Source organism: Mycobacterium sp. ACS4054, assembly GCF_001667275.1.
Classification (GTDB): domain Bacteria; phylum Actinomycetota; class Actinomycetes; order Mycobacteriales; family Mycobacteriaceae; genus Mycobacterium.
The window spans coordinates 96,282-107,259 of sequence record NZ_LZHV01000012.1 but is presented as its reverse complement, the minus strand read 5'-3'; the positions used below and the strand labels follow the sequence as shown (position 1 = coordinate 107,259).

The 10,978-nt window shown below is 67.4% G+C and carries 11 protein-coding genes; 7 read left to right on the top strand and 4 right to left on the bottom strand.

The genetic code is table 11. The annotated features are described in order from the left end of the window. Window positions 1-89: 89 nt before the first annotated feature. Window positions 90-1,871, bottom strand: a complete 1,782-nt coding sequence (locus tag A5730_RS01780) for an NAD-binding protein (RefSeq protein ID WP_082946668.1) — start codon at window positions 1,869-1,871, stop codon at window positions 90-92. Between the two features lie 278 nt (window positions 1,872-2,149). Here A5730_RS01780 and glnA point away from each other — a divergent pair, with 278 nt between their 5' ends. Both glnA and A5730_RS01770 read left to right on the top strand, forming a co-directional pair. Next, entirely contained in the window at window positions 2,150-3,586 is a 1,437-nt protein-coding gene (gene glnA, locus A5730_RS01775) for a type I glutamate--ammonia ligase (RefSeq protein ID WP_067894768.1), read from the top strand. 56 nt (window positions 3,587-3,642) lie between these two features. Beyond that, window positions 3,643-4,578 (top strand): DMT family transporter, encoded by a 936-nt coding sequence (locus A5730_RS01770; protein WP_067894765.1) that lies wholly within the window; start codon window positions 3,643-3,645, stop codon window positions 4,576-4,578. Window positions 4,579-4,581: 3 nt separating this feature from the next. Here A5730_RS01770 and A5730_RS01765 read toward each other — a convergent pair whose 3' ends face one another. Together A5730_RS01765 and A5730_RS01760 are read right to left on the bottom strand one after the other, a co-directional pair. After that, complete coding sequence (locus tag A5730_RS01765) at window positions 4,582-5,445, bottom strand: phytanoyl-CoA dioxygenase family protein (RefSeq protein ID WP_067894762.1); 864 nt, start codon at window positions 5,443-5,445, stop codon at window positions 4,582-4,584. A gap of 50 nt (window positions 5,446-5,495) precedes the next feature. After that, window positions 5,496-6,953, bottom strand: coding sequence for a phospholipase D-like domain-containing protein (locus tag A5730_RS01760; RefSeq protein WP_067894759.1), 1,458 nt, complete (start codon window positions 6,951-6,953; stop codon window positions 5,496-5,498). Window positions 6,954-7,080: 127 nt separating this feature from the next. On the opposite strand from A5730_RS01760, the gene A5730_RS01755 reads away from it, so the two are divergent. The 5 genes from A5730_RS01755 to A5730_RS01735 all read left to right on the top strand — a co-directional run bounded on the left by A5730_RS01755 (window position 7,081) and on the right by A5730_RS01735 (window position 9,504). After that, window positions 7,081-7,470, top strand: coding sequence for a DUF732 domain-containing protein (locus tag A5730_RS01755; protein WP_067894812.1), 390 nt, complete (start codon window positions 7,081-7,083; stop codon window positions 7,468-7,470). Window positions 7,471-7,532: 62 nt separating this feature from the next. Beyond that, complete coding sequence (locus A5730_RS01750; RefSeq protein ID WP_369829843.1) at window positions 7,533-7,955, top strand: YkvA family protein; 423 nt, start codon at window positions 7,533-7,535, stop codon at window positions 7,953-7,955. A 1-nt stretch (window position 7,956) separates the two neighbouring features. Continuing rightward, a complete protein-coding gene (locus tag A5730_RS01745; RefSeq protein ID WP_067894753.1) occupies window positions 7,957-8,208 on the top strand; it encodes a hypothetical protein in 252 nt (83 codons plus the stop codon). Window positions 8,209-8,241: 33 nt separating this feature from the next. Then, window positions 8,242-8,637, top strand: coding sequence for a DUF4267 domain-containing protein (locus A5730_RS01740; RefSeq protein WP_067894750.1), 396 nt, complete (start codon window positions 8,242-8,244; stop codon window positions 8,635-8,637). 39 nt (window positions 8,638-8,676) lie between these two features. Further along, complete coding sequence (locus tag A5730_RS01735; RefSeq protein ID WP_067894747.1) at window positions 8,677-9,504, top strand: LLM class F420-dependent oxidoreductase; 828 nt, start codon at window positions 8,677-8,679, stop codon at window positions 9,502-9,504. A 2-nt stretch (window positions 9,505-9,506) separates the two neighbouring features. On the opposite strand, the gene A5730_RS01730 is transcribed toward A5730_RS01735, so the two are convergent. Continuing rightward, complete coding sequence (locus A5730_RS01730) at window positions 9,507-10,949, bottom strand: YdiU family protein (protein ID WP_197506102.1); 1,443 nt, start codon at window positions 10,947-10,949, stop codon at window positions 9,507-9,509. Window positions 10,950-10,978: the final 29 nt, after the last annotated feature.

Sequence of the window (10,978 nt, the reverse complement as noted above, 5' to 3'; positions counted from 1 at the left end):
AGACAAGCCACACCCCACCCGGGGGTTCTCCTCACATCAAGCCGACACGCCTGCTACCAACGTCCTGGCTGAGTACATCTAGCGGTTCGTCAACCGTCCGTGTCGGGCGCCCACCGCGGTGGACGCGCATCCGGCCGGCGGGTCGACCGCGCCGCCGCCAACGCCACGGAGCGCTCGCCGTTGATGGTGGTCAGCGGCGGCGGCTGGCCCTTGCGGAGGGTCGCGATCAGTTCCCGGTAAGGGCCGATGAGGTAGACGGTGTCACCGGCTTTCAAGCGCGCATCTCGGCGCGGGCGCAATCTGACCGGCCCTTCCGGCCGCGTGATAGCGATGACGCGGGTCTGGGTGGACAGATCGACCATCCGCAGCCCGTCGAGCTCGCTGCCCGCCGCTACCAGCATTCCGCCGACCATGAAGGAGCGCTGGCCGACCCAGAATGTGCCGAGCACCTGCAAGCCCATCGCCGCACCGATGAACCACGGCGCCGCCAGGTCGACGATCGACCGCACGTTCTCGAAACCGAACCGCCGATGCACCGCGGTGCCCAGCGCTCGGCCTTGCACGCGCATGACGATGGGCACCCTCGTGTCGGACCCCAGCATTTCGAGCAACACGATCCCCGTCTCGATGTTTTCCATGTCGTCCTGCGTCACCAGCGCGACCCCGCGGGCGCGATCGACGCGCGCCGACTCCAGCGTCTGGCGCATCGTCGGATCCCCGAAAATCACCGGCACATCGAGTTCGGCCACGGTCGGCAGGAAGCGGTTGCCCTCGTCCGGCTCGATGACCAGGACGTCGTATCCGGCCGCCGCCAGATCACTGACGACCCGGACGCCGATGGAACCCAGCCCCACAACGACGACGTGGTCGTGCATGTGGCGTGCGCGGCGCAGTCCGGCCGTTTGGACGAAGCGGCGCGACAGCAGGAGGTCGGCAAGGAATGCGACGAGGATCGCGGTGACGCTCGCGCCGCCGAACATCAACAAGACGCCGAACAGCCGCAGGGATGTGGACTGCTGGGCGAAGCTGAAGTCGCCGTAGCCGACCGTCGTGATCGTTTCGGAGGCGAAGTACAAGGCGTCGATCCACGACATCCGGGGGTTGTGATATGCGAAGTGCACCACGGCCGTCGACCCAAGGGTGAGAAACAGCGCGAACGCCAGCGAGGGGAACAGCATCGGGTTCACCTCGTCGCGGATGGCGCGTGCCGCGTCGATGACTCGCCGCACGCGGGAATGACGAGCGCGCGTCGCGGTCGGGGGAGGCACGGTGATGCCGCGGGCTTCCAATTCGTCCTTCACGCCGATCATCGACGTCCAGTCGCCGGCGTATACCCGCAGATCTCGTCCGGGGCAGGGCACCACCTCACCGGGCGCGGGTGAATTCCTCCCGTGCACCACCGCGACCGGCGCCAGGTCGGCGTAGATCTCCCGGAGCGTCGCGTTGTGGGGCGCCTCGGATCCCCAGACGACGAATTCGATGCCCGCCGTGTGGAACTGGTGTGCGTTGCGCGACAAAACGGCCTCGACGATCGAGGGCGCCGCTAGGTCGGCGACGTCCAAGATCGCGCCAGGGCCGTTGACGTTGACCACGGCTTCGCGCAGTACATCGTTGGCCAACCTCGCCACAACGCGAACGTTTGGGCTGAATTCCCTAGCCAGTAGGGCAATTTCGAGATTGACCGCATCATTGGGGCCCGCGCACACGACGGCACGCGCGCGATGCACCCCCGCGCCGAGGAGATCGGCGGCGGTGTTGATCTTGATGATGCGCGCGCCCGCGCCCCTCAGCTCTTCGGCGATCGTCTTCGACAGCGCGTCGTCACCGCTGACGATGATCTCGCGGTGAAACTGTAAGAGCTCGCCCGTCACGCGGGGCTCCGTTCAATTCTTACGGCGTCGATCGCCACGGCTGGTCGCCGGTTGCGTTGCGTGGCATGACTACTCCTACTTCTGGCGCAGCTGCGTGGTCCATATGACTATCGGCCAACGCGCAGGGAAGTGCCACCGGAACCCCGCGGTGCGGCGATCAGAGCGCTGTCTTTCTGTGACGCAACAGGTTCGACTCGTGGTGGTGACGCGGGCGAAATAGTGAGGGCGTAGAAAGCGCTCGCACGCCACTGCCGACGATCAAGCTAAGGAGCGTTTGCGTGTCCGAGAAGACGCCCGACGATATTTTCAAGCTCGCCCGGGACGAGAACATTGAATACGTCGACGTCCGCTTCTGTGACTTGCCAGGCACCATGCAGCACTTCACAATTCCGATCTACGCCTTCGACGAAGGCGTGTTCGAGGAGGGCCTGGCCTTCGACGGCTCGTCAATCCGCGGTTTTCAATCGATCCACGAGTCCGACATGGTGTTGCTGCCCGATCCGGAGACCGCGACCGTCGACCCATTCCGAGCCCGCAAGACGCTGAACGTGAACTTCTTCGTGCACGACCCGTTCACCCTCGAGGTGTATTCGCGCGACCCGCGCAACATCGCACGCAAGGCCGAGAACTATCTGATCAGTTCCGGCATCGCCGACACCGCGTACTTCGGTCCGGAGGCCGAGTTCTACATCTTCGACTCGGTCAGCTTCGACTCGAGCACCAACGAATCGTTCTACAAGGTGGACGCGTCGTCCGGGTGGTGGAACACCGGAGAGGACGCCGAGGCCGACGGAAGCCCCAACCTCGGCTACAAGGTCCGCCCCAAGGGGGGTTATTTCCCGGTGGCCCCCACCGATCACTACGTCGATTTGCGCGACGAAATCCTCACCAACCTCACCAACGCCGGTTACTCGCTGGAGAAGGGCCACCACGAAGTCGGCAGCGGCGGCCAGGCCGAGATCAACTACAAGTTCAACACGTTGTTGCACGCGGCCGACGACCACCAGATGTACAAGTACATCGTCAAGCAGACCGCGTGGCAGGCCGGCAAGACCGTCACCTTCATGCCCAAGCCGTTGTTCGGCGACAACGGTTCCGGAATGCACTGCCACCAGTCGCTGTGGAAGGACGGCGTGCCGCTGATGTACGACGCGACGGGGTACGCCGGCCTGTCCGACACCGCCCGCCACTACATCGGCGGCCTGCTCTACCACGCGCCGTCGTTGCTGGCCTTCACGAACCCGACCGTGAACTCCTACAAGCGTCTGGTTCCCGGTTTCGAGGCGCCGATCAATCTTGTTTACAGCCAACGCAATCGGTCGGCGTGCGTGCGCATCCCGATCACGGGCAACAACCCAAAGACCAAGCGGCTGGAATTCCGTTGCCCCGACTCGTCGGGCAACCCATATCTCTCCTTCGCCGCCCAGTTGATGGCGGGGTTGGATGGCATCAAGCACAAGATCGAGCCGCCCCCGCCGGTCGACAAGGACCTCTACGAACTGCCGCCGGAGGAGGCCGCGGAGATCCCCCAGGCGCCCACGCAGCTGTCCGCGGTGATCGACCGTCTGGAGGAAGACAGCGAGTACCTGACCGAGGGCGGGGTCTTTACGCCCGACGTCATCGCGACGTGGATCAACTACAAACGCACCTACGAGATCGCGCCGTTCAACCTCCGGCCAACCCCGTACGAATTCGCCCTCTACTACGACGTATGACCTAGTTCGCTTTCAGCGCAGTTAGCCGAGCCGACGTCCCGGGTACCCACCCCGCCATGGGGTGGGTGGCATCACACGCGGTCGCGATCTTCTCGGCGCTGCTGTCTGCGTTCTGGGCGGCCGTGGGGATCGTCGTACGGCAGCGCGCCACGCAGGAAGTTCCGGACGACGAGGGCATGTCCGGGGCGATGGTGACCACCTTGGCTCGACGGCCGTTGTGGTGGGCGGGCACGGTCGCCGCCGCCGCCGGCTATGCGTTCCAGGCCGTCGCCCTGGCCCATGGATCCCTCCTGCTGATCCAGCCGCTGCTGGTTTCCTCGCTGCTGTTCGCCCTGCCGTTGAGCGCCGGAGTCTGTCACCAACGCGTCAGCGCGGCCCAGTGGGGCTGGGCGACGCTGTTGACGGGCGCGCTGGCGGTCTTCGTGCTCGTCGGCGAGCCCCGCGAGGGCCATAACCGTCCCCCCGTCCCGGCGTGGACTTTGGCGATGTTGGTGACGGTGCCGTTGCTGATCGTCTGCGTGACGGCGGCCCGCCGCGCCGTGGGCCGCGTCCGCGCCATGCTGCTGGGCGTCGCGGTGGCGATCATGCTCGGCATGATCGCCGTCTTGACGAAGATCTGTACGCACCGCTTCGGCATCGGCGGTTGGCACGGGCTGCTGACGGTCCCGGCCCCATACCTGCTCGTCGGTCTCGCCGTCGCCGTGACGCTGGTGCAGAACTCGGCGTTTCACGCCGGCGCCTTGCAGGCCTCGGTGCCGATCATGCTGGTGGGGGAACCCGTGGTGGCGGTCCTGCTGGGTGTCGCGGTGCTTGGTGAGCACCTGGCGGTGGGCGGCTCTGCGGCGCTCGCCCTCGTGGTCGCGGTCTCGGCGATGGTCGCCGCCGCCATCGCCCTGAGCCGCAGCCAGGCGATCGAACTCGTTGACGCGCAACGGTCGTCGCCGACCCCCGATGCGGTCGGGCTGGTCGGCGTCAGCGGCGAGCGGACCTAGGGCCTAGGAGTCCTCGGCGGTGTCCAACAGCCGCAGTGGGTGCAGGCCGTCGACCGCGCCGACGAACGGCGGGTGGATGCTGTAGCCGAGCATGCGGCGAATGTCATCGGAAACCGATCGCGCAGTGTCACGCGAGATCGACAACGTGAAGGCCTCCATCGGGCGCAGCCACGGTTGGCAGTACTGCGCGGTGACGGCAAGGCGTTCGCGGTCGGTGTTGTTCGCGCCCCCGCCGTGCCACAGCGTGCCCACGAAGAACACACACGAGCCGGCCGGCATCACCACGGGCAGCGCCGCATCGTCAGGGCCGGGCCGGCGCTTGCCCCAACGGTGGCTGCCGGGGTAGAGAACGGTGGCGCCGTTGTCGGCGGTGAAGTCGTCGATGGCCCAGATCGTTGCCGCCGCCAAGGGATCTCGTGGGCGCGGCACAGGGTAGAACCCGTCGTCGTGGTGGGCCAGCTGCGCGGCCTCGCCCGGTTGAATGTTGATGGCCTGCAACGCCGAAAGCAGGTAGTTCGGCATCAGCAGGCGATCGAGGACGGCCAGCACCCGCGGGTTGTCGACCAGGCCGTCGCACACCCGTGTGCGGCTCAGCAGGCTGTAGATCCGCTGGGTGTGCTTGCCCTCGAAGGTGTTGCGTCCGGCGTGCCCGAGCCACGGGCGAACGACCTCATGGATCTCGTGGCACTGCTCGGCGGTGAGCAGGCCTTCCCAGATGACGTAACCGTCGCGGTCGAGGGCCGCCATGTCGGCGTCGACGGTCGCGCTGTCGACCGCGCTCCCACCGGTCGGCGTCCGCTTGTATCGCTGCGCCAGATCACCCCTGAGGTCCTCCAGCGTCGTCACGGACTCGTCGTCGACATTCATTGGCACTCGTCCTTCATCCCGGTCCCACATTAAGCCGAGTTCGCCGCAACTCAACCCCTCAAACCGGTGATGAACCGTTGCACGCTCCGGGTCAGCGACCGGGGAACGTGGTCGGGGTCCATCAGGTCGTTTTCCGCCAGCGGCCCCGCCTCGTCGGCCACGGTGCGCTCGGTGAACGGTCGCAACGTCTTGCCGTCCCCGCGGAGCGCTTCGATCGCCTTGCGGACCGACCGGCATTCACGCATCGCCTGTTCGAACTCTCCGTCGGACACGCCGAGGTGCTCGGCCACCAATTGATCTCGCACCGAGGTGATTTCGCGCCGTACGCCGTCGTCTTGAGAACTCGCCGGTTGCGCCTCGATGGCCAGATCGCACTCGCTGTCGAACCCCATCGATCGGTTGTTGAGGTTCGACGATCCGATGCGCAGGAACCGGTCGTCCACCGCCATCACCTTCGAGTGGACGTAGATGGGTGCCCCGCCGTCGGCCACCGGCCAGTAGATGCCCAGCCGCCGGTGGACGTCGGCGGCCCACAGCACCTGAATGAGCCGATGGCGAGCGGAGTCCATCGTTCCCCGCTCGAGCGGGTTGTTGCCCCGGCGGGCAACGACGATGACGATCTCCGGGCCATCGTCCTCCCGTAGCCGGGCGGCGAGCGCTTCGACCATGCGTCGGGCGGCCAGATACTGGTTCTCCAGGTAGATGGTGTCGCGCGCCGCCGCGATCGCCGCGAGGTTGAGCGCCTCGACGTCCCGGGTCTCGGGGCGACGGTCGAGTTCCGGCAGGGTGAGCGCGATTCCGACGTCGACGCCACGCAGGGTGGGGCCGAGCTTGCCGGGCCATGCGGTGTGCCTGGCGGTGATCGGCGTCAACGATTGCCCGGTTGCCGTACGCCACCGCGCCACGGCTTGCTCGCTGAGCGCACGCGCGGCCTCGCCGTCGACCGCTGCGGCGACGTCGTGGCGCGGCCCATAGCTGCGGCCCAACGTCCGGCGGGCGTAATTGCGATGTTCGTGCGCGCGGGTGTCCCAACGGTCGACGGTGAGGTCGATGCCGCCGCAGAACGCCACCGAATCGTCGATCACCACGATCTTTTGGTGATGGACCGAGCCGGTGGGATGGGCACCGTCGATCGCGAAGTGGATTCGCCTGCTGCTGATCTGGTTGACCAGCGCCACCGGAGTCAGCCCGAACCAGATGCCGTCAAAGGCCGGCAGCAGACGCAGGTTGGACTTCAGTAGGTAGATGTCGAGGGTTGGTCGCTTCCACAGCATCCAATACAGAAAGGCGCCAAGCTGATTCGGGCCGGGCAGCGTCTTGGTGCGGCGCTCGAACGTCATCCTGGCGTCGAAATCCCAACCGATCAGCGTGATCCGGTGCCGGGCGCGCAACATCGCGGCCTTGACGTGCTTGAAGTAATCGGCCGCATCGATGATGTGAGCCCACTGATCGGCGCGCGCCACCCGCCAGCACGTCTGTCCGGGGATCAGCAGTCGGTCGTCGCCCACGCCGGCGCCCTCAACGAGGTTGACGGTTCAGCGCGGGCATAGCCCTGTGTACCACAGCCGGCGGCGTCCGACGTCTGCGTGGACTTCTCGGCAGGACAACGCCGGCCATCTGTACGAGGATGAAGCGGTGCGGACGCTTCTCGTGCTGGCGAGCCTCGCCGCCATGATCGCCGCGGCCTCGCCCGCACAGGCCGATCCGGCCGGTAACGCCGACGCGAACTTTTTGGCGGCACTCGATCGGGCCGGCGTCCCGTACAAGAACGGCGCCGTCGCCGTACAGGTCGCCAAGAAGGCCTGCGAACTTATGGACCAGGGTCACTCCAAAGCCGCCGTCATCCAGAGTGTGACGTCGGAGAACGGGGGATTCACGGTCTCGGACGCGACCAGCTTCACCACCAGCGCGGTGAACGCCTACTGTCCCCAGCACATCGGGGAGCCGGACACGGTCGCACCGCCGCCTCCGACCAACACCGGGATGTTCCCCTGGATTCCGTTGCCGCCGCTAGGCGCTGGTTAGGCAGAAACTCGCGCCGTTCGCAGAGGGGTTGGCACGCGGCAGCCAGGCCCGCCAAGATGGGCATGGTGTGGCCCGACTGGTGGATGATTCTGATCGGCATCGCGAGTGCGTTCGCGGTGATCTGGGTGCTCCTGGCCGTCGCCTTCTGGCTGCTGAGACCCAAGGCCAAGTTGCAGGACCTGGTGCGGCTGCTGCCCGACGTGCTCCGGCTGTTGAAACGCCTCGCCGCCGATTCCGAGTTGCCGCGCCGGATCCGGATCGCATTGGTCGCGTTGATCGCCTTCGTTGTGTCGCCCATCGACCTGATCCCGGACGCGATCCCGGTCATCGGATTCGCCGACGACGTGGTGATCGTCGGCCTGGTGCTGCGCTGGGTCAGCCGGGTGGCCGGACCTGACGCGCTGGCCAGGCACTGGCCCGGCAGCCCCGACGGGCTGGCGACGCTGTGCTGGCTGTGCGGGCTGCCGGATCCCGCGCTGGAGTGACATGGACCTACTTCGACGCACCATGGGTTACCGGGTCAGGATCGGCACACTGATCGAACTCGCGCTGTGGCTGGCCATTCCCTACCTATGTATCGGCTTCGTGTGGACGCTTTTTCACGCCGAAGAGGCTCGACAGATTCAGGCCCGGGTGGAGGCGGTGTCGCCCACGGGAGCCGAGGTCGTCGCCTTCGGCCTGACCACGGCACTATGGCCGGCCTCGATACAAATCGCCCAGGCGTGCCCCGCCCCATAGGCAAGAGCGCGGTTTGCTCCTAGGCTGCCGGGCATGGCCATCGACCGAGCCGCGCTTCTGGCGGGCAGCATCCGATTCACCTCCGGCGTCTGGTTCCTCGTCGAGCCGTTGAGCGCCAACCGGTTCTGGGGCGACCCGGGAGAGCCGACGCCGACGGCGCGATTGTTGTTGCGGTCCATGGGTTATCGCGACGCGCTGATCGGCGGGCTGCTCGCGACCGCGGCGCTGCGCGGCAAGAACACTCGCGGCTGGTTCCTGGCCTCCGGCGGCGCCGACGCCGCCGACCTGCTGGGCGGTCTCAGCGTCCACGACGAGCTGAAGCCCTCGCAACAACTCATCGGCCTCGGCGGCGCCGTCGTCGGCATCGGCGTCGGACTCTGGGGCGCGGCGCGCCGGAGCACCCGGAAGAGCGAAGCGCCGACAACCTGAACGCTCGCCCCGACGAGCTGAATGCGGTTGACTGGCGCCATGGCTGTGGGCGTGCTGACATTCATCACCGACGAGGGCATCGGACCGGCAGAGCTGGGGCGGGCGCTGGAAGAGCGTGGGTTCGAGTCGCTGTTCCTGGCCGAGCACACCCACATCCCGGCGGGCGAGGTAACGCCCTACCCGGCGGGTGGGCCGATTCCGCGGAAGTATTACCGCACGCTGGATCCGTTCGTCGCATTGACGGCCGCCGCCGTCGTCACCGAACGGCTGGTCCTGGGCACCGGCATCGCGCTGGTCCCGCAGCGGGATCCCATTCACACGGCCAAGGAAGTGGCGTCACTGGATCTGGTGTCGCAGGGTCGATTTCGGTTCGGCGTGGGCGTGGGCTGGTTGCGTGAGGAGATCGCCGATCACGGTGTGGACCCCTCGATTCGGGGGCGAGTGGTCGACGAACGACTGGACGCGATCATCGGGATCTGGACGCAGGAGGAGGCCGAGTTCCATGGGGACTCCGTCAACTTCGACCCGATGTACAGCTGGCCCAAGCCCGTGCAGAAGCCCTATCCGCCGCTGTATCTCGGCTGCGGCCCGGCCGGCTTCAATCGCATCGCCAGGCTTCATGCGGGCTGGCTGTCGATGACCCCCTCGGCGAAGGTGGTGGCGCCTCAACTGGAGCGGCTGCGCGACGCCGCCGGCAGCGATGTGCCGGTGATCAGCTTGCACGCCGGCGCGTCGACGGCCAACGAGCTCGAAGGCTACCTCGCCCTGGGAGTGGAGCACCTGCTGGTGGAACTGCCCACCGAGCCGCGCGAGGAAACCCTTCGCCGGCTCGACGAGCTGCAGGCTGAGTTTGCGAAGCTAGCGTAAGGCTAAGTGCCGCAAAACGTTTGGTACTTCCCGAAGTCCTCGGGCGCCGGGCCGGCGTAGCGTTCCAGCCCCGGCCGTTCGTCGTAGGGTGCGGTCACCGCGGCCAGCAGCCGCTCGAAGGGGGCGAGGTCGCCCGCCGTCGCGGCGGTCAGCGCCTCCTCGACCAGGTGGTTGCGCGGGATGTAGACCGGGTTGGCCCGGTCCATGACGTCCGCGTTCGGGCGCAGGGCCTGCCAGCGCGACAGCCACGCGTCGAACCCGGCGAGGTCCACAAACTCCCCGCGCGCCGGCTCGGTGTCGCCGCGCGCGGCTCGGCCGAGCCGACGGAAAAAGGACGTGTAGTCGACGTGGCTGCCCTTGAGCAAGGCCAGCAAGTCGTCGACCAGCGCCGCGAAGTCTCGGGCGTCGACGTCGGACACGCCGAGTTTGGCGCGCATCCCCGACGACCACACGGCGTCGTACTCGCGCTGGAAGACCCCGAACGATTGCTCCGCCAGCGCGACCCCCTCCTCGATATCGTCGGAGAACAGCGGAAGCAGCGTCTCGGCGAAGCGGGCGAGGTTCCAGCCGGCGACCAGGGGCTGGTTGCCGTACGCGTAGCGGCCCCAGAAGTCGATGGAACTGAAGACGGTCTCGGGGTCGTAGGCCTCCATGAACGCGCACGGCCCGTAGTCGATCGTTTCGCCCGAGATCGTCATGTTGTCGGTGTTCATCACCCCGTGGACGAATCCGACCAGCATCCAACGCGCGATGAGCGACGCCTGGACGGCGACCACCCCCTCGAAGAGCGCCAGGTAGGGGCGTTCGGCGTCCGCGGCGCCGGGATGATGGCGGGCGATCGCATGGTCGGCGAGGCGCCGCAGCAGGTCGACGTCGCCGGTCGACGCGGCGAACTGGAAGCTGCCCACCCGCAGGTGGCTGCTGGCCACGCGGGCCAAGACGGCCCCCGGAAGTTCCGCCTCGCGCAGCACCGGGCGGCCGGTGCCCACGACGGCCAACGATCGCGTGGTGGGCACCCCGAGCGCGTGCATCGCCTCGCTGATGATGTACTCGCGCAGCATGGGCCCCACCGCGGCCAGGCCGTCGCCGCCGCGGGCGAAGGGTGTCGGCCCGGAGCCCTTCAGGTGGATGTCGCGCAGGCGTCCGTCGCGGTCGACGAGTTCGCCGAGCAGCAGCGCCCGGCCGTCGCCCAGCCGTGGCACGAAGCCGCCGAACTGATGCCCGGCGTAGGCCTGAGCCACCGGCGCGGCCGAGCTGGGGACCAACGCGCCCACCAGGAAGCGCAGCCCGTCGGGGCCGCGCAACCAGTCGGCGTCCAGGCCGAGCTCGGTGGCGAGCCGCTGGTTGAACGCGACCAGACGGAGGTCGGCCGGGGTCTCGGCTTGCCAGCGGACGGCCATCTCCGGCAATTCACGGAAGAACCGGTCCTGCAGGGCAACGGTCATATCCGGGGCGACGCTCACCTGTACGAGCC